Here is a 16,518-nt window from a genome sequence, read left to right on the forward strand (position 1 = left end):
CGGTCATCGCGACCCGCCAATTAAACCATGGCAAAGATCCGCGCAGGGCCGCCCGATCCGCCCCGATGGGCCGGAGCGCCGACGATCAATGTGGCCCCGCTGGCTGGAACCTTGTCGAGATTTGCCAAATTCTCGATCCCATAGCGGTTTGTTGGCAGCCACGCATAATGGGTGGCAAAATCGCCCGACGGGCCATGATCCAGTGACAGGGAATCCACCGCCAGCGCGACAGCTCCGGTTTCATCCATCAGCATCTGCGCCGCTTCGACATGAAAGCCGGGAAAATGCATTTTGCCTTCGTCATCGGCATTGCGGAAATCGGGTGTCGCGGTTTTCGCGCCCCAACCCGAATGCATAGCCACGCAGGCACCATCAGGAATTGGTCCGTTGGCATCGATCCATGCTTTCAGATCGTCCGGGGTAACCTGAGCATCCGCATCCTCGGCAGCCCGCGCAGCAATATCCACAACGCAGAGCGGGCAGACTAGGTTCGAAACCGGGATCTCATCCACCGATTGCCCGTCTGCTGAGAAGTGAAGTGGCGCGTCAATATGGGTTCCGGTGTGCTCGTTTACGGCAAGATTGAACAGGTTGAACCCGTTCTCGGCAAAATTGAACGCTTGATTTGTTTCTATTCCGGGCTGGCCAAAATAAGTGGGGAACGCGTCGTCGTAGACATGGGTCATGTCGACAACTTCGCCGTGACCGGCTGCCATGGCGGGCGTTGTCGCCGCAGTTCCCAGCGCCACGCCCGCGGTCGCTGCGGCCCCGGCCTTGAAAAAGGAACGCCGCGAGATCATGCGATCCTTGACCACATTCATCACACATACATCACACATTGAGTCACTCCCTGTCTGGTTATGGCCCCGTCACCTGAACCGGTTCGGGATCCATCTGGCACGTTAGCACAGGTTTTCACCTAGTGTTCCAACATGCCGGGACAAATGAGAGGTCACATATGTGTTAGCGCAGGGCGTTTTCCGCTGCCGTCCGCACGGCGCGAATATTCTGTCCATAGACATCTGGTGCATCAACCGATCCACCTTTGAACACAGCGGATCCCGCCACCAGAACGTCTGCGCCTGCGGCCGCAACCAGCGGTGCCGTCTGCGGATCAACACCGCCATCGATTTCGATGTGAACGGGACGGTCGCCAATCATCTGCCGCAGGCGGCGCACTTTGGCCGTCATGTCGATGAACTTCTGCCCGCCAAAACCGGGGTTCACTGTCATGACGCAAACCAGATCCGCAAGATCCAGCAAATGCTCGACCGCTTCGGCAGGGGTGCCCGGATTCAGCGCAACGCCCGCCTTCATCCCCGCCGCCCGGATGGCCTGCAAGGTGCGATGCGTGTGCGGTCCGGCCTCGACATGCGCGGTCAGGATGTCGGCTCCGGCGTCGGCATAAGCCTGAATGTAGGGATCGACAGGAGCGATCATCAGATGCACATCCATGACGGTTTTGACATGGGGCCGAAACGCTTTGACGGCAGGTGGACCAAAGGTGAGATTCGGAACAAAATGACCATCCATCACATCAACATGGACCCAATCCGCGCCCTGTGCCTCAATCGCCTGAATCTCCTGCCCGAAATTGGCGAAGTCGGCTGACAGGATCGACGGGGCGATCTTGATGGAACGGTCAAAGCTCATGGCAGGCCTCGTAAGGATTGTAGACTCGGGACGGCGTATATCTGCGATCCCCACCAAAGTGTAGGCCCTACCGCGCAATTCGGTATCGACGAATTGCGGGCTCGACGCGGCGCGTGGCGCAATGGGATCAAGCCCCCGAAGGAGGTCGAGGACAAGCGGGAGTGCTGTAGTCAGCCCTCGTTGATCGTCAGGGTCACGCGGTCGCCGGCAAAAACCGTTTTTCCAAGCTCCACCTGTTGCCCATTGGGGTCGGCATTGACCCCCAGCGAATGCAGAACCGGGGCACCTTCGGTCAGGCGCAAATGCACCGCCTGCGCCGCGCTTGCTGACCGGGCCGTCAGACGCGTGGAAATCCGGGTGTAATCCTCGACGCCACACAGTTGCAGGGCGCGCGTGACCGAGCCGGTTTGGGTCAGGGCCTGCAGGATACCGGGCAAGCGATCGGCTGGAAAGATGCTTTGAAACAGCGCAATCGGCTGCCCGTCGGCCAGAGATAGCCCATCGTACACATGTACCGGATCGCCGGGCAGCAGATCTAGCGCCTCAGCTTCAGTCTCGTCTGCCGCCCTTGTTGTCAGGGCCAGTATTGTCTTGCCCGGAATTTTTCCACTGGCCGAGATGCTTTTGTGGTACCGAACCCGCTTGCCGATGGGATAGTCGGTCGGGCGCGCAGCCACAAACACACCGGCACCGCGGCGGGCGTGAACCAGACCCTGATCTGACATGTCGGCCAGCGCGCGTCGTACGGTGTGGCGGTTGACCCCATGTCGGGCCGCAAGCTGGGCTTCGGTCGGCAGGCGATCCCCAGCCCCATATCGCCCCTCTGCAATATCCGTCGTCAGGCCAATGGCAATGCTTTTCCAGATCGGGGTTTTGCTCAAGTTGCAGGCTTCCACAGCATAACGGATTGCGTCATTCGCGCAGCATCAGTATAATTTGTCTAGTTGTATAGTATAAGCAGACAAATTCGCCAAGGGGTTTCGATGATGGATCAGACAGATGTTTCTAACGCGGCGCGGCGCGTGTGGATGGGTCTTCTGGCGCGGGCACCTCTGGACGCGCTGCAAGCCCTTTGGGGCAAGGCCAGCCTCGAGCCATCCTTTGAGTGGCTGCGCGCGCCCGAAGTTGGGGGCGTAATGGTCAGGGGGCGCACCGGCGCGACCGGTGCGCCTTTCAATCTGGGCGAAATGACCGTCACCCGCTGCACGTTGGTGCTGCAGGACGGAACGGTTGGTCATGGCTATGTGCAGGGCCGGTCCAAGCCGGGGGCCAAGGTGGCCGCGCTTGTGGATGCCCTGATGCAGACAGAGGCGGCCGATCAGGTCCGCGATCACGTCCTCAATCCGCTTGAACAGCAGATGATCGCAGCGAAATCGACGCGGGCGGCCAAGGCGGCCGCCACGCGGGTCGAGTTTTTCACGTTGGCGCGCGGAGAAAACAAATGAATGCGCAAACGCAGTTTTCGGGCGGGTTTCGGAATGCACCGATTGATGCCGCCCACGCCTTTCGCGCTGCCATGACGGCTATGGCCCGCCCGGGTGAGACACACCCAATAACCGGCGCGCAACCACCTGCGCCGCTTTCGGTCGCGGCAGGTACGCTGCTGTTGACACTATGCGATCCCGATACGTCGATCCATCTGGCGGGGCAGACGGACTCGGATGATGTACGCCGTTGGCTTTCCTTTCACACCGGCGCGCCGATTACAGCGGCAGAAAGGGCCGATTTTGCGATTGGAGACTGGAGCGACCTGATGCCTCTGACCCGGTACCGCATCGGAACGCCCGAATACCCGGACCGATCCGCAACCCTGATCGTGGAATGCGCAGAGCTGACCCAAAGCGGAGCCGTGCTGAGCGGGCCGGGCATCAAAGGCACCCGTCGGTTCTGTGTGCCTGACATTGCCGCCTTACAGGCGAATGCGCAGCTTTATCCGCTGGGGTGTGACTTTTTCTTTACCGCAGGCGATCAGGTCGCGGCCGTGCCGCGCAGCACCCAGATAGAGGCCGAGGGTTAGGCGATGTATGTAGCTGTCAAAGGCGGTGAGAAAGCCATCGAAAACGCCCATGCCTGGCTGGCCGAAGAACGTCGCGGATCGCGCGATGTTGCAGAACTCAGCATATCGCAAATCCGCGAGCAGCTGGGCCTTGCGGTCAACCGGGTCATGGCCGAAGGGTCGCTCTATGATCCGGAGCTGGCGGCATTGGCGATCAAACAGGCGCGCGGCGATTTGATCGAAGCGATCTTTCTGATCCGCGCCTATCGCACAACCTTGCCGCGTTTCGGCTATTCGCACCCGGTCGAGACATCCGACATGGCGTGTGACCGCCGCATCTCGGCCACGTTCAAGGACGCGCCGGGAGGGCAGGTTCTTGGGCCGACCTTCGACTACTCCCACCGTTTGCTGGACTTCAAACTGGCGGCAGAAGGAGACCCGGCGAAGGCCCCCGAAGAAACCGCGCAACCCGGTCCGACGCCGCATATCACCGGGTTTCTCAAGGAAGAGGGCATCATACAGGACGAGCCCGACAGTGACGTCCTCCCTAGCGACCTGACGCGCGAGCCGCTGCAGTTCCCGTCGAACCGCCCTTTGCGCCTGCAATCGCTGACGCGCGGAGATGAGGGGTTCGTTCTGGGCATGGCCTATTCAACGCAACGGGGCTACGCCCGCAATCATGCCTTTGTGGGCGAGCTGCGCATCGGCAAGGTCATGGTTGAAATGGACATTCCCGAACTGGGCTTTGCCATCGAGATTGGCGAAGTCGAACTGACCGAGTGCGAAACGGTAAACCAGTTCAAGGGCTCGAAATCCGAACCTCCGCAGTTCACCCGCGGCTACGGTCTGGTGTTCGGCCAGTCAGAGCGCAAAGCCATTTCGATGGCGCTGGTGGATCGTGCGCTGCGTTGGGAAGAACTGGGCGAGGACAATCTGGGCGCGCCTGCACAGGACGAGGAATTTGTTCTGAGCCACGCCGACAATATTCAGGCGACAGGGTTCCTCGAACATATCAAGCTGCCGCATTACGTGGATTTTCAGTCCGAACTGGAACTGGTTCGCAAACTGCGCCGCGAGGCCGGGAAAAGGGGCAAGCCGCAGGAGGCTGCAGAATGAACCTGCCCCACACTCCGAAATCGCTGGCGTCAGCAGTCTTGCAAGGTTGGCGGATTTTCGCCGGCAAGGCGTGGTTCTGGCGCTCCGACCGCGCTCCAGCCCTTGGCCGAGTCGCGTTTCATCGCACGGCGTCGACGCTTTGCGTGTCGGGTGTGACGGATCAAATAGGCGATAATCGCCATAAAGAGCGCGCTTATAACAAAATAGTCCACAAAAACACCAAAAAACAAAGTGATACATCAAATGAATGCGTATAACTTCGCATATTTGGACGAACAAACCAAGCGGATGATCCGGCGGGCCATTTTGAAAGGGCTTGCCGTACCGGGCTATCAGGTGCCGTTTGCCAGCCGCGAGATGCCGATGCCCTATGGCTGGGGGACCGGAGGGGTGCAGGTGTCTGCGGCGATCCTGACACCGGACGATACACTCAAGGTGATTGATCAGGGGGCGGATGATACGACCAATGCAGTATCGATCCGGAAGTTCTTTGAAACCACCGCAGGCATCGAGACCACCGAACAGACTGAAGCGGCAAGTATCATCCAGACCCGCCACCGGATCCCCGAGGCGAAGCTGCGCGAGGATCAGGTTATCGTCTATCAGGTCCCGATCCCCGAGCCGCTGCGCTTTCTCGAACCGCGCGAGTCTGAGACGCGCAAGATGCACAGCCTCGAGGAATATGGGTTGATGCATGTGAAACTCTATGAGGATATAAGCCAGCACGGAGCGATCTCGACCGCTTATGCCTATCCGGTGAAGGTGTCCGGGCGCTATGTGATGGACCCGTCGCCGATCCCGAAGTTTGACAACCCCAAGCTGGAAATGGATGCGATCCAGTTGTTTGGCGCGGGGCGCGAGCAGCGGATTTATGCGGTGCCTCCCTATACCAGGGTGGTAAGCCTCGACTTTGAAGACCACCCGTTTGAACCCACCAAGGCCGACCATCCCTGCGATCTGTGCGGGTCCGGGGACAGCTATCTGGATGAGGTGATCATGGATGACGCGGGCAACCGGATGTTTGTGTGTTCAGACACGGATTACTGCCGGTCGCGGCGCCAAGCCGGGCACGTGGGCCGATTGGCGGCGGGGGATGCGACATGACCCCTCTGTTGCAGGTTCAGGGCATCGAGAAACGCTTTGGCATACGGATCGGGTGCAGCGGGGTCAGCTTTGACCTCTACCCGGGTGAGGTGATGGGCGTTGTCGGGGAAAGCGGCTCGGGCAAATCGACCCTGCTGAACTGTCTGGCAGGGCATCTGGTGCCGGATGCGGGGCAGGTGATCTTTGACACCCGTACACATGGTCCGGTCGATACCGTCACCATGTCCGAGCCCGAACGCCGGATGCTGAGCCGAACCGACTGGGCCTTTGTGCATCAGCACGCACGCGATGGTCTGCGGATGTCAGTCAGCGCCGGCGGCAATATTGGTGAGCGCTTGATGGCGGTTGGTGATCGCCACTATGGGGCGATCCGGGAAACGGCGCTGGATTGGCTGCGGCGGGTCGAGATCGATGCGACCCGTGTCGATGAAGGTCCGACTGCGTTTTCCGGCGGAATGCAGCAACGGTTGCAGATTGCCCGCAATCTTGTGACAGGGCCGCGGCTGGTGTTCATGGATGAACCGACAGGCGGGCTGGATGTTTCGGTTCAGGCGCGTTTGCTGGATCTTCTGCGCGGGCTGGTGCGCGAGATGGGGCTGAGCGCGATCATCGTCACCCACGATCTGGCCGTTGTGCGTCTGCTGGCGGATCGGCTGATGGTGATGAAAGACGGCAATGTCGTCGAAACCGGACTGACCGATCAGGTGCTGGACGATCCGCAAAACGCCTATACGCAACTGCTGGTGTCCAGCGTTCTGCAGGTTTGAGTATTTGGGAAAAGATGAAGTGATGATTGAGCTGAACAATGTCAGTAAAAGCTTTACCCTGCACAATCAGGGCGGTGTGGTCATTCCGGTGCTGGAAAGTGTCTCGCTGCAGGTGACGCCCGGCGAATGCGTTGCGCTGACGGGCAGCTCGGGCGCGGGCAAGTCGACGCTTATGCGTATGATCTATGGAAACTATCTCGCCGGGGCGGGGCAGGTGATCGTGGGTGGTCTGGATGTCGCCCGGGCGCAGCCGCGTGAAATCCTTGCTCTGCGGCGCGAGGTTCTTGGCTATGTCAGCCAGTTCCTGCGCGTGGTCCCTCGGGTGCCCACGCTTGAGGTTGTGGCCGAGCCCTTGCTGGCCGTGGGATGCAACAGGCCGGCAGCGCTGGACAGGGCGGCGCTGTTGCTGGCGCGGCTCAATATCCCGGAACGTCTCTGGGGCCTTAGTCCGACGACCTTTTCGGGCGGCGAACAACAGCGGGTGAATATCGCGCGCGGATTTGTCCATGACTACCCGGCCATGCTGTTGGACGAGCCAACGGCCAGTCTGGATGTGCGGAACCGGGAAACCGTTCTTGCGCTGATCGAGGAGGCCAAGGCGCGCGGTGCGGCGATTGTTGGCATCTTTCATGATGTCGAAGCGCGCAACCGGGTCTGTGAACACGTGGTCGATGTGTCGGATTTCACACCGGGGGCAGCGGCATGAGCCTTGCACCCGTCATCGCGGTCGTGGGCCCTTCGGGCGTGGGCAAGGACAGTGTCATTGCAGCGCTGGCGGCACGTGTGCCGGGGGTCTGCCCCGTGCGGCGGGTCATCACCCGGGCCGACGGGAAGGGAACCGAGGATTTTGACAGGGTCTCGGACGAGGTGTTCGAGCACATGGTTCTGGACGACGCTTTTGTGTTGCACTGGTCGGCGCACGGATTGCTGTATGGCATCCCGCAGACGATCAACGCGCAGCGCCAAGAGGCGCGCGCCGTGCTGGTCAACCTGTCCCGGTCCGTTCTGCTGCAGGCGCAGGCGATTTGGGGAGAGCTGATAGTTGTCTCGCTGACCGCCAACACCGATGTCCTGGCGCGGAGACTGTCCGCCCGTGGGCGCGAATGTGCGGCGGATCGGGCGCTAAGGCTGGGTAGGGCAAAGATCGCTTTGGCGGATGGATTGCGCCACGTTATCGAGGTTGACAACTCCGGTGCTCTGGATGCGACCGTGGACGAAATTCTGGCCTGCCTTCAGTTGGAAAGGGGGTAGCGATGTATCAGATGAAAACGCCCATCCTCGGCCTCGCCCACCAGGCCCAGATCATCGATCCGAAACGGGGCGGGCAACAATGGCGCAAGGTGAGCGTCCAAAGCTGTGTGAACGGTTGCGAGGATCGGTTTGTCCAACCGCCCGCTGAGCGTGATGTGGAAGCGGAAAGCATCCAATACATAAGGATACCCCCAATCGACAAGGTTCCGATCCTGCGCCGGGCTCAGCCCTGCAGAGCGGCGGCGGTTCAGGTCGGCCTCGCTTGCGGGCGCGCGAAAGATGTCGAGATCCCGCACGCAGGCTGCCGCAAGTGCGTTCAGCTGCGTGGTATCTCCCCGCGGTTGCAGGGCGAGGAAGCGGCCCATGCGGGTGATCCCAAGCCCATCCAGCGTGACCGGCGCGTACTTGTTCGCCAAGGCGGTGCAGGCGTCGTGCAAAGCCTCGACCGATTGTCCGTCACGCAGGCGAAACGGGGGTTTCATCGTTGCGTGCAGCCCGTATTTGCGGGGCACTGTGGTCGCCTGAGCCACATCAATCCCGTCCATGGGCGGATGCGCAAGTTCGGTGCCTCTTGCCATGTCCCAGCCCAGCCATCGGGTCGCGAATTGCGCCCAATCCGCGTCGGTCGGTGGCGCATAGTAGATTGCGTATCGCGTGAAGTTCACATTGGCCTCCTGCCTGTGTGGCCGACCCAGAGCTCAGATTGCGTGGAATCCAGATGACAGAAGAATTGATCCTTGCCAATGCCACGCTTGTGTTACCGGATGAAACCGTAACCGGCAGCGTCCGGGTTCAGGATGGTGCTATCGTCGACATTGCTGCGGGCCCGTCTGTTCCCGCAGGCGCAATCGACTGTCAGGGTGACTATATCAGCCCCGGTCTGGTCGAGTTGCACACCGACAATCTGGAACGACACATCCAGCCGCGCCCGCATGTCGACTGGCCCCATGCGGCCGCCATCATCGCTCATGATGCGGAACTGGCCAGCACCGGCATCACCACGGTGTTTGACGCCATGCGGGTGGGCTCGATCCCCACCGGGGCGGGCCGCTACAGGAAATATGCCCGCGGCCTGTCGCGCGAGCTGTGGCAGCTGCGCGAACAGGACACCCTGAAAATCAGCCATTTTCTGCATCTGCGGGCAGAGGTGTGCTCGGAAACGCTGGTTCAAGAATTGGACGAATTTGGCCCCGAAGATCGCGTTGGTCTGGTGTCGATCATGGATCATACCCCCGGCCAGCGCCAGTTTCGCGATTTGGCGCAGTTCGAAGCTTTCATTCGGCGCAAATATGACATGGACGATGCGGTGTTTGCCAAACACGTCGCACAGTTGCGAGACTTGCGTGCGAAGAACGGCGAGGCCCATGAGCTTGAGGCGGTGAAAGCCGCAGGCCGCTTCGGGGCGGTGCTGGCCAGCCATGATGATACAACAGCCGAACAGGTGCGTGTATCGGCGGCGCATGGCATCCGTCTGGCAGAGTTTCCAACCACCGTTGAGGCCGCGCGCGCCTGTCACGATCACGGCATCAAGGTCATGATGGGCGCGCCGAACGTCATTCGCGGCGGATCGCATTCGGGCAATGTCGCAGCCCGTGAACTGGCACAGCTTGGGTTTTTGGACATTCTGTCCTCGGATTACGTGCCCTCGGCGCTATTGCTGTCCGCTGTCCATTTGGGAGAGATCTGGGGCGACATGGCGCGTGGGTTGCAAACTGTGACGCTGGCCCCGGCACAGGCCGCAGGTCTGCACGACAGGGGCGCGTTGCAGCCAGGCGCGCGCGCCGATCTGATCCGGTTCCGGATGTGGCAGGGAGTGCCAGCGCTGACCTCGGTTTGGTGCTGCGGCAGGCGGGTCGCCTGATCAGGCGCGGTAGAACAGATAGCGGTCGGGGGCGATGGTTTCGGGGCCTTTTGTCTGCTTGAACCCGACCAGTGGCTGGCCCGAGATCAACAAAGCGCCGGGTGCCATGACCTGCGCGATCAGCGGGCTCAGGCGGGCTGCTTCGGCCACATCATCGGCCTTGATCCCACGCCCAAAATCATAATGGGCCAGCGCGATTCTGTGGCCCGAACCCGCCAGCTTTTGCAGCATAGGTTCGGCCTCGCCCTGCAGGAAGTCCTCGGGCGGTGGGGTGCTGTCGGGATGGCACTGCAGCACGCGGTCCATCACCCAGATGCGGCGATCAGGCAGGATTTCCCGCAGGTGATCATAGGTGCGGCCATTACCCAGCCCCATATCCAGCACATCGCCGTCCAAACCGCTGATCTGGGCGGCGGCCCAATTCAGCCCGTCGCGTTGGGCGGTCAGGCGCCGCAGCATGGAATCCAATCGGCTCATGCGGGATCTCCTTGGTCTTTCAGTAAATCGGTGGCGGCCCACACATAGCCGGGACCATCCAGCAAACAGCGCAGAATGTCCTGGGTAAACGACCAGATGGCCGGATCGTGAACCAGATGATGTGTTAGAAACCCAAAGGGCTCGGTATTGTCCGCACGTCCCTTGCGCCGATCGCGCAGCAGATCGACGGTTTGGGCAATCAGGAAATCCGGTGCCAACAACCCGCGCGTGCCCTTCCAGTCGATTGGATCGAGATGGGTGTTGATTTGCTCCATCCCTGTTGCCGCCCATCGGGCTTTGCGAGGGGTCGCGGTGGACAGGATGCGAAAGCCGAGGTCAGGCAGATGCTCGACGACCTCGGGCGCGATGCGGTTCCACGGGGGCACAAACATCGGGCACAATCGATCACCGAACATGCCACGCAGGCGTGTGACTCCGCGTTCTGCGTCGGCAACGATGTCCGAAATCGGACGGTGCAGACGAAACTCCGCCTTTTTCTCGGTCGCTGGCGCATGGTTCTGATGCGCCCATCCATGCACAACGGGCACCAACAATGGGGTGCCTTGGACATGACTTGCAAGACTTGCATCCGCATCACGGGGTATCACGGCCAGGTGGACGGGCAGTTCCAGCGCTTCCGCCAGTGTCGTCAGTTTCTCCAATTGCGGTGACGCGGCAACTGCGTCGTCGTCGCGCCACCACAAGGGAAGCTGCAGGTTTTCGACGTGCCAATGCCGCAGCTCGTCTTGCAATGGCTGCCAGTCAATCATCGCTTGGCCTCTGACAATTCGGTCGCGATTTCAACTGTTCGACGGGCCCCGTCAAACCCTCGGGTCATCTGGGCGCGGGGCTCACCGGTTATCACAATGTTCACTGCCTGAAACAGGCTTTCTCCGGTCAGGTCCGCGCTGCGCAGGACCGCGAACGCAGGTTGTTGCTGCAGGCTTGTGGCGCGCAAGGTTTGTTCAACCTCATTGCCGTCATCGAACGGCACCAGAACGGACGAGGTACCACTTTGCAGCAGATCCATAGCTGTGTTGTATCCGCACATGCTGACCGAGGCGGCGGCCAATGGCAGCATCTGCCGGAAATCGGGGCGGACGGGTTCCACAACCACCGGGGCATCTGATGCCTGTTCTGACAGTTCGGCGATGCGCGCCTTTGCGTTCTGTCCGCCAACCAACAGGCGCCAGCGCCGGTTGGTCATCTTTCGGGCGGCCTCGATGGCCGCGTGAAAGATCGGCTGGCCAACCGAGCCGCCGCCTGCACTGACAAGAACCTCTCCGGCCCCGTCTCCGTCTGGATGCGGCTTGGCGGGCGTAGGTGCCACAAACCCGGTGTAGAGCAGTTTGGTGGCAAGCGCATCTGATACTGGCCAGCTAATATTCAGCGGTGTGACAGATGGGTCGGAATGGACAAGAACCCCGTCATAATTTTGCGCGATGATCTCATCTGCGCGTACCGCTTTGGCGGGTTTCGAGGGCGGGGCCAGGATGTCCCGGACCGATGCCAGAATGACCGGAGGGCGCGGCAACTGGCGCGCGGCATTCAGCGCCGCCAGAAACTCGTCGCTCAAGGAACGGCGGCCAAACGGGAACAGTTCCGTGATCAGAACATCCGGTTGAAATTGCGTAACGGCCTGCACCAGAGCTTTGGATCGCGCCTGCATATATTCCGCGTTTGCAGCCTGTCCGCTCTGGTCCAGAAGCCGCGTGAAATTTATCCCGTCCGACCGCAAGGGCGGCAATCCGAAAAGGGTTAGTCCGTCCGTGTCCAGTTGTGGTGCAGGCATCCCGCCCGAGATCACAAAGGTATCATGCCCCTGTTCGACGAAGGCGCGGCCCAAGGTTAGTGCGCGGCTTAGATGGCCGGTTCCCAGCAGATGGGTGACGACGATCATGACCTTCATCAGGTCACCTCACGCAAGGGCAGGCGCACCGGTTCGGCCTGTGCTTTCATCCCGTCCAGATCAACGATGAACAGCCTGTTGCGCTTGACCTTGAAGGGGGCAGGCCCCTGAAAATTCCAACCCCAGGCTGTGGCGAGGATAACGCGCATGATCCCGATATGGCAGACTGCAAGGTTGTCGCCATGCAAGGCATCCAGCCAAGGCGCTAACCGCGCCCATAGCTCTGCCGGGGTTTCCCCGTTTGGTGGGCGGTAGTTCCAGCCCCAATCCTCGATATGGCGGTATCCGCTGTCGGGGTTTTCGATCAGTTCAGCACCGCGCTGCCCTTCCCAATCACCCCAGTTCATCTCGGTCAAGGCATCCGAGGTGCGCGGCGTGGCCCCGGAAACCAGCCGCGCCGTTTCGGCTGCACGCGACAGCGGACTGGACCATAAAACGGCTTGATCCCAAGGGGTTGGCAGCCTGTACCCTGCCAACTCTGCCCGTGCGTCTGCGTCAAGCGGAATGTCACTGCGGCCCTGAATTTTGCCCGCGCGATTCCAATGGGTGTGTCCGTGACGCAGAAGGGCGAGACGGGTCATTGCTGCACCTCAAGCAATGGGCGGATTGTGGACCAGAACCGGTCGGTAGCGGCGGGCATCAAATGGCGCTGGGCGACGTAGGTTCGGGCCTGGGTGCCTTCGGATTTGCGCAGGTCAGGATCATCCAGAAACCTTTGTATTCGTTGAGCAAAACCCAACGCTCCTGCCTCGATCGACGGATAGTCAGAGGGCATAACCACATCGCGCACACCGGGGCGATCCTGTGCAACAACAGGCAGGCCAGCGGCCTGAGCTTCAAGGTAGATCATTCCATAAGCCTCATTCACGCCGGGCCAGATCAGCATTGATGCGGCCTCATAGCAATCCTGCAATTCTGCGCGATCCAACTGACCCAGAAACCGAACCCGGTTTCCGAACGGGGTCATCAAGGCCTCGACCTTGTGACGGGCTGGACCGTCGCCTGCGATGTTGAGAGTCCAGTCGTCATCAAGAAGGTGCAACGAATCGGCAAGTATTTGATAAGAAGCCAGTTTATCGCCGTCCCGCATCATGCCAACCGTCAGCATCGGCCCCTTGGCGGCAGAGGCGCGGGGCAGGTCTGGGGTGGGAAGAAACGGAGGCAGTTCGATCAGAGACTGAGTGCCGAACCGTTCGCGTTCCAGCGTGATCAGGTCGTTGGCCGTGTGATAGAAAATCACCTGCGCGGCGTCACAGGCGTGATGTGCAGCCTGCGCGAAATCGGCCCATGGCCCCGCTAAGCGACTGATTGCGCGAGTACTTTCCAGTTGAACATAGAGAATGCCGCGCGCCTTGCTGACAATCGGCCCCACAAGATCAGGGGCCTTGTAGTAGTTGTGATATGTGACCCACAGATCGGTTTCGGGCGCGAGATCACGGATCAGTCGTGTCGCCTCGGCCTGCGCCATTTCGCGCAGATGAGCCTGCGCTGCAGGGTCTCCGACCCTGTCATAGATGCGCAGGTGCGAGACCAGATCCACTTGGTCGCCCTGCGCTGAAATGGCCGTCATCAGGTTGCGCGCCATCTCGCGGTCGCCCGAAGGTTTCGGGCTGTCGGGGGATTTCATCGGGGCGTAAAAGGCGACCCGTGCCATCAGCCGGTGCCCGAGCACAATGTGGTCAGGCGGTCGGACAAACGGGCGATGCCGGGGGCCATGCGGAACTTGTCCAAAAGCCGCGCGTGGGCGGCGTTGGCCATCCTGGCAGCCTTGGCGGGGTCGTCGGCCAGCATGGTGATGGCATGGGCCAAATCTTCCGGTTTGTCCGATGTCAAAACGCCATGTGTTCCGTTTTGTACAAACTCTGGGATCGCCGAAATCGGGGTGGACAAAATGGCGAGGCGCTGCGATGCGGCCTCCATCAGCACATTCGGCAAGCCGTCACGATCCCCGTCCGAAGCGATGCGGCTGGGCAGAACAAACAGATCGGCGCTGCGCATCTGGGCGATGACCTCGGGCTGATCGCAGGCGCCTTTCCAGGTGATCCGATCCGACAGCCCGCCGGCCAGTGCGCGGGCGCGCAGGTCGGCGTCCAGCGTGCCGCCGCCGATATGGGTCCAGTGCCAGTCGAGCGTTTCGGGCAGCAGGGCGAAGGCGTCCAGCAGGCGATCAAAGCCCTTTTTCTCGACCAGTCGTCCGACCGAGAGCATGTGAAACGGATCAACCGGTTTGCGCAACGCGCGGTCCGGCGCGTCGGGAAAGCGTGACAGGTCGAGGCCGTGATAGATCAGATCGACCCGCGCGGGGTCATCGGACAACTCGCGCAGGTGGTCGGCACCGATGGCGGTGCAGGTTGCACCAAACGCGGCACCGTAGGATGCGGCCTGCAGTTTTTCGCGCTTTTCCCAATCGGGAGAGGTCCAGATATCTTTGGCGTGGGCCGAAAAGCTCCATGGCAGGTCGCGCATGATGGCTGCGTAACGCGCGACCGAGGATGGGGTATGCATGAAATGCGCATAGAGCCCGCGTGTCCCGGCGGGCAGTTCGGCGGCCAGAACGCAAGCCTGACCAAAGCGGCGGATGCGGTTATGGGTCGGGTCGCGGCGCAGGTCTTGCCGCCAGACCTGATAGGCGCGGTTGTAGCCCGGCAGGGCCGTCGCCACCTGACGGGCGGCGTTCAGGCGCGCAGGCTCGTCATACAGATATTCCGGTAGATAATGCACCTGACCTTTGAAGCGGTCGTGCAGCGGGTGCCTTTTGGTGTCAGTCGGGTGGCGCAGGGACCAGATGTCGAACGCGTGGCCCGCGTCCTGCAGCGCGACGAGTTCCTGAGCGATGAATGTCTCGGACAGGCGCGGCCAACCTTTGACCAGCACCGCCAGCTTTGGCTCTGTCGGTGTCATCCGGTGGCGCGCTCTTGCTCAGGGCTCAATAGCGCGTCGATGCGACCGGTGACATAGTCGAGCCCGTCCAGCAAACCGTCCCGAATGGCCTGAGACGGCAGCGGCTGGTTGGGCAGGTCGCGGATGGCCTGGATCATCGCCTGAGTCGTGAGCCCGCCCTGACGTTCGTCGAGCATCCGCACCAAACCCAGATCGCGGGCGCGCGAGGCCCTGATCCATTGTTCCAGACGCGGCGTGGTGCGCGGCACGATGACGGCGCGTTTGTCAAAGGACAAAACCTCGCAAAACGTGTTGTAGCCGCCCATGCAGACAACGCCGGCGGCACCGGCAAACAGGGTTTCGATCTGGGATTCAAAGCCCACCGCCGTCACCCGGCCATTCAGCGCGGCCACGCGGGTTTCGAAATCTTCGCGCAGCTCGCCCGATAGGAACGGGCCGTAGACAAGGATCGCGCGGGGCGACAGGTCGGGGTCGTTTTCATAGGCCGACAGCACAAGGTTGACCATGGCCTTGCCATCGCCGCCACCGCCGGGAGTGATCAGGATATAGGGTTGTTCAGGCGGCTCGCCCACCGGACCAAGATCGCGGCGCAGATAGCCGGTCCAATGGAACCGCGCCTGCGCAGCAGGGCTAAGCGGCAGGCCCATGGTCGGGTCATAGATCGACCGCAGCCCATAGACCCAGATTTCGTGATAAAACCGTTCGGTTGCGGCCAGCGCGTCCTTGCGGGCCCATTCTGCCGCCAGTACCTCGGGTTCATCGAGAACATCGCGCAGGCCCAGCACCAGCTTGGTCCTGCCAGCGCGTTCGAGGTATTCCAGCGTCGGCAGCAATTCTCCGCGAAACCCGGTGGGTTCCTTGTCGACGATCAGTACGTCGGGGTCGAATTGCCGGACCGAGGTCTGAATCAGGCTGGACCGCAGCTCGGTCACTTCGTCGATGCCCATGCCCATGGTTTGCGAGGCATAAGACCCATCGGCCAGCTTGGTCACACCGGGCAGGCGGACGTGATCGACGCGGCGGGGAAAGGTGAATCGCCCCGCCACGGGCGAGCCGGTCAGGATCAGCGCCGATGCGCCGGGGTCGGCCTGTGTCATCGCCGCGGCCAGTGCCCGGGACCGTCGCAAATGCCCCAGACCGAACGTGTCGTGGCTGTAGAACAGAATGCGCGCTGCGCGGTCGGTATTGTTGTCTCTGTCGCCTAGGCCCATGCCTTTGCCTGTTTCAAGTTTCCGTGCAACTTCGCGCATTTGCACCTGTCAACCTACATCGTCTGCCGCCATTTGCACAACGGGCATATTGCCCCGGACCATGCACTCGGCAGTGCGCTTAGATTACCCGAGTTTGCGCGGCGTCGCTGCGCGACATATTCAATTTTTAGCGACTTGGAAACCGTCTATCCCGCATCAGTGCGGCCAAAGCACGGTTGCAGGGGGAAATCGGACCGGGTTGGCAGAGGATTTGAACCTGCCCAAGAGGTTCT

20 protein-coding genes are annotated in these 16,518 nt (G+C 61.2%); 9 read left to right on the top strand and 11 right to left on the bottom strand.

Features of this window, described 5'->3' with window-relative positions; all coding sequences use genetic code 11:
* Positions 1-20: 20 nt before the first annotated feature.
* The 3 genes from ACR0FG_RS09285 to phnF all read right to left on the bottom strand — a co-directional run bounded on the left by ACR0FG_RS09285 (position 21) and on the right by phnF (position 2,534).
* The gene (locus tag ACR0FG_RS09285; protein WP_480892307.1) at positions 21-839 is read right to left on the bottom strand and encodes a cyclase family protein; all 819 of its coding nucleotides are present in this window, start codon (positions 837-839) and stop codon (positions 21-23) included.
* Between the two features lie 124 nt (positions 840-963).
* A complete protein-coding gene (gene rpe, locus ACR0FG_RS09290; protein ID WP_480892309.1) occupies positions 964-1,653 on the bottom strand; it encodes a ribulose-phosphate 3-epimerase in 690 nt (229 codons plus the stop codon).
* A 170-nt stretch (positions 1,654-1,823) separates the two neighbouring features.
* Positions 1,824-2,534: a phosphonate metabolism transcriptional regulator PhnF gene (gene phnF, locus ACR0FG_RS09295; protein ID WP_480892312.1), complete on the bottom strand. Its 711-nt coding sequence runs from the start codon at positions 2,532-2,534 to the stop codon at positions 1,824-1,826.
* Between the two features lie 105 nt (positions 2,535-2,639).
* Here phnF and phnG point away from each other — a divergent pair, with 105 nt between their 5' ends.
* From phnG to ACR0FG_RS09335, 8 genes are read left to right on the top strand one after another with little or no spacing between them, the layout of a single operon-like run.
* A complete protein-coding gene (phnG, locus tag ACR0FG_RS09300; protein ID WP_480892602.1) occupies positions 2,640-3,098 on the top strand; it encodes a phosphonate C-P lyase system protein PhnG in 459 nt (152 codons plus the stop codon).
* Positions 3,095-3,670 (top strand): phosphonate C-P lyase system protein PhnH, encoded by a 576-nt coding sequence (phnH, locus tag ACR0FG_RS09305; protein WP_480892314.1) that lies wholly within the window; start codon positions 3,095-3,097, stop codon positions 3,668-3,670. Before phnG ends, phnH begins: the two co-directional genes overlap by 4 nt.
* 3 nt (positions 3,671-3,673) lie before the next feature.
* Positions 3,674-4,765 (top strand): carbon-phosphorus lyase complex subunit, encoded by a 1,092-nt coding sequence (locus ACR0FG_RS09310; RefSeq protein WP_480892317.1) that lies wholly within the window; start codon positions 3,674-3,676, stop codon positions 4,763-4,765.
* Positions 4,762-5,022, top strand: a complete 261-nt coding sequence (locus ACR0FG_RS09315; RefSeq protein WP_480892319.1) for a hypothetical protein — start codon at positions 4,762-4,764, stop codon at positions 5,020-5,022. Before ACR0FG_RS09310 ends, ACR0FG_RS09315 begins: the two co-directional genes overlap by 4 nt.
* A complete protein-coding gene (locus ACR0FG_RS09320) occupies positions 5,009-5,869 on the top strand; it encodes an alpha-D-ribose 1-methylphosphonate 5-phosphate C-P-lyase PhnJ (RefSeq protein WP_480892321.1) in 861 nt (286 codons plus the stop codon). The genes ACR0FG_RS09315 and ACR0FG_RS09320 overlap by 14 nt, the downstream gene beginning before the upstream one ends.
* Entirely contained in the window at positions 5,866-6,636 is a 771-nt protein-coding gene (gene phnK, locus ACR0FG_RS09325) for a phosphonate C-P lyase system protein PhnK (protein ID WP_480892323.1), read from the top strand. The genes ACR0FG_RS09320 and phnK overlap by 4 nt, the downstream gene beginning before the upstream one ends.
* Positions 6,637-6,658: 22 nt before the next feature.
* Entirely contained in the window at positions 6,659-7,342 is a 684-nt protein-coding gene (phnL, locus tag ACR0FG_RS09330) for a phosphonate C-P lyase system protein PhnL (RefSeq protein WP_480892326.1), read from the top strand.
* Positions 7,339-7,887 (top strand): AAA family ATPase, encoded by a 549-nt coding sequence (locus tag ACR0FG_RS09335; RefSeq protein ID WP_480892327.1) that lies wholly within the window; start codon positions 7,339-7,341, stop codon positions 7,885-7,887. The genes phnL and ACR0FG_RS09335 overlap by 4 nt, the downstream gene beginning before the upstream one ends.
* Here ACR0FG_RS09335 and ACR0FG_RS09340 read toward each other — a convergent pair.
* Positions 7,869-8,552: a DUF1045 domain-containing protein gene (locus tag ACR0FG_RS09340; protein WP_480892330.1), complete on the bottom strand. Its 684-nt coding sequence runs from the start codon at positions 8,550-8,552 to the stop codon at positions 7,869-7,871. The two genes, ACR0FG_RS09335 and ACR0FG_RS09340, sit on opposite strands and share 19 nt — an antisense overlap.
* Before the next feature lie 53 nt (positions 8,553-8,605).
* Here ACR0FG_RS09340 and ACR0FG_RS09345 point away from each other — a divergent pair, with 53 nt between their 5' ends.
* Positions 8,606-9,748, top strand: coding sequence for an alpha-D-ribose 1-methylphosphonate 5-triphosphate diphosphatase (locus ACR0FG_RS09345; protein ID WP_480892332.1), 1,143 nt, complete (start codon positions 8,606-8,608; stop codon positions 9,746-9,748).
* On the opposite strand, the gene ACR0FG_RS09350 is transcribed toward ACR0FG_RS09345, so the two are convergent.
* From ACR0FG_RS09350 to ACR0FG_RS09380, 7 genes are read right to left on the bottom strand one after another with little or no spacing between them, the layout of a single operon-like run.
* Complete coding sequence (locus tag ACR0FG_RS09350; protein WP_480892333.1) at positions 9,749-10,225, bottom strand: class I SAM-dependent methyltransferase; 477 nt, start codon at positions 10,223-10,225, stop codon at positions 9,749-9,751.
* Positions 10,222-10,995: a polysaccharide deacetylase family protein gene (locus tag ACR0FG_RS09355; RefSeq protein ID WP_480892335.1), complete on the bottom strand. Its 774-nt coding sequence runs from the start codon at positions 10,993-10,995 to the stop codon at positions 10,222-10,224. Before ACR0FG_RS09355 ends, ACR0FG_RS09350 begins: the two co-directional genes overlap by 4 nt.
* Positions 10,992-12,134, bottom strand: coding sequence for a glycosyltransferase family protein (locus ACR0FG_RS09360; protein WP_480892337.1), 1,143 nt, complete (start codon positions 12,132-12,134; stop codon positions 10,992-10,994). The genes ACR0FG_RS09355 and ACR0FG_RS09360 overlap by 4 nt, the downstream gene beginning before the upstream one ends.
* Positions 12,134-12,715, bottom strand: a complete 582-nt coding sequence (locus ACR0FG_RS09365; RefSeq protein WP_480892339.1) for a histidine phosphatase family protein — start codon at positions 12,713-12,715, stop codon at positions 12,134-12,136. The genes ACR0FG_RS09360 and ACR0FG_RS09365 overlap by 1 nt, the downstream gene beginning before the upstream one ends.
* On the bottom strand, positions 12,712-13,788 hold the full coding sequence (locus ACR0FG_RS09370) for a glycosyltransferase family 4 protein (RefSeq protein WP_480892342.1): 1,077 nt from the start codon (positions 13,786-13,788) through the stop codon (positions 12,712-12,714). The genes ACR0FG_RS09365 and ACR0FG_RS09370 overlap by 4 nt, the downstream gene beginning before the upstream one ends.
* A complete protein-coding gene (locus ACR0FG_RS09375) occupies positions 13,788-15,035 on the bottom strand; it encodes a glycosyltransferase family 4 protein (protein ID WP_480892345.1) in 1,248 nt (415 codons plus the stop codon). Before ACR0FG_RS09375 ends, ACR0FG_RS09370 begins: the two co-directional genes overlap by 1 nt.
* Positions 15,032-16,246 (bottom strand): hypothetical protein, encoded by a 1,215-nt coding sequence (locus ACR0FG_RS09380; protein WP_170713181.1) that lies wholly within the window; start codon positions 16,244-16,246, stop codon positions 15,032-15,034. Before ACR0FG_RS09380 ends, ACR0FG_RS09375 begins: the two co-directional genes overlap by 4 nt.
* Positions 16,247-16,518: the final 272 nt, after the last annotated feature.

Source organism: Ruegeria sp. E1 (assembly GCF_056534225.1).

Excerpts from the sequence above, each read along its gene's own strand:
- ACR0FG_RS09285 (WP_480892307.1), bottom strand. The coding sequence starts at position 839 with ATGTGTGATGTATGTGTGATGAATGTGGTCAAGGATCGCATGATCTCG.
- rpe (WP_480892309.1), bottom strand. The coding sequence starts at position 1,653 with ATGAGCTTTGACCGTTCCATCAAGATCGCCCCGTCGATCCTGTCAGCC.
- phnG (WP_480892602.1), top strand. The coding sequence starts at position 2,640 with ATGGATCAGACAGATGTTTCTAACGCGGCGCGGCGCGTGTGGATGGGT.
- phnH (WP_480892314.1), top strand. The coding sequence starts at position 3,095 with ATGAATGCGCAAACGCAGTTTTCGGGCGGGTTTCGGAATGCACCGATT.
- ACR0FG_RS09310 (WP_480892317.1), top strand. The coding sequence starts at position 3,674 with ATGTATGTAGCTGTCAAAGGCGGTGAGAAAGCCATCGAAAACGCCCAT.
- ACR0FG_RS09315 (WP_480892319.1), top strand. The coding sequence starts at position 4,762 with ATGAACCTGCCCCACACTCCGAAATCGCTGGCGTCAGCAGTCTTGCAA.
- ACR0FG_RS09320 (WP_480892321.1), top strand. The coding sequence starts at position 5,009 with ATGAATGCGTATAACTTCGCATATTTGGACGAACAAACCAAGCGGATG.
- phnK (WP_480892323.1), top strand. The coding sequence starts at position 5,866 with ATGACCCCTCTGTTGCAGGTTCAGGGCATCGAGAAACGCTTTGGCATA.
- phnL (WP_480892326.1), top strand. The coding sequence starts at position 6,659 with ATGATTGAGCTGAACAATGTCAGTAAAAGCTTTACCCTGCACAATCAG.
- ACR0FG_RS09335 (WP_480892327.1), top strand. The coding sequence starts at position 7,339 with ATGAGCCTTGCACCCGTCATCGCGGTCGTGGGCCCTTCGGGCGTGGGC.
- ACR0FG_RS09345 (WP_480892332.1), top strand. The coding sequence starts at position 8,606 with ATGACAGAAGAATTGATCCTTGCCAATGCCACGCTTGTGTTACCGGAT.
- ACR0FG_RS09350 (WP_480892333.1), bottom strand. The coding sequence starts at position 10,225 with ATGAGCCGATTGGATTCCATGCTGCGGCGCCTGACCGCCCAACGCGAC.
- ACR0FG_RS09355 (WP_480892335.1), bottom strand. The coding sequence starts at position 10,995 with ATGATTGACTGGCAGCCATTGCAAGACGAGCTGCGGCATTGGCACGTC.
- ACR0FG_RS09360 (WP_480892337.1), bottom strand. The coding sequence starts at position 12,134 with ATGAAGGTCATGATCGTCGTCACCCATCTGCTGGGAACCGGCCATCTA.
- ACR0FG_RS09365 (WP_480892339.1), bottom strand. The coding sequence starts at position 12,715 with ATGACCCGTCTCGCCCTTCTGCGTCACGGACACACCCATTGGAATCGC.
- ACR0FG_RS09370 (WP_480892342.1), bottom strand. The coding sequence starts at position 13,788 with ATGGCACGGGTCGCCTTTTACGCCCCGATGAAATCCCCCGACAGCCCG.
- ACR0FG_RS09375 (WP_480892345.1), bottom strand. The coding sequence starts at position 15,035 with ATGACACCGACAGAGCCAAAGCTGGCGGTGCTGGTCAAAGGTTGGCCG.
- ACR0FG_RS09380 (WP_170713181.1), bottom strand. The coding sequence starts at position 16,246 with ATGGGCCTAGGCGACAGAGACAACAATACCGACCGCGCAGCGCGCATT.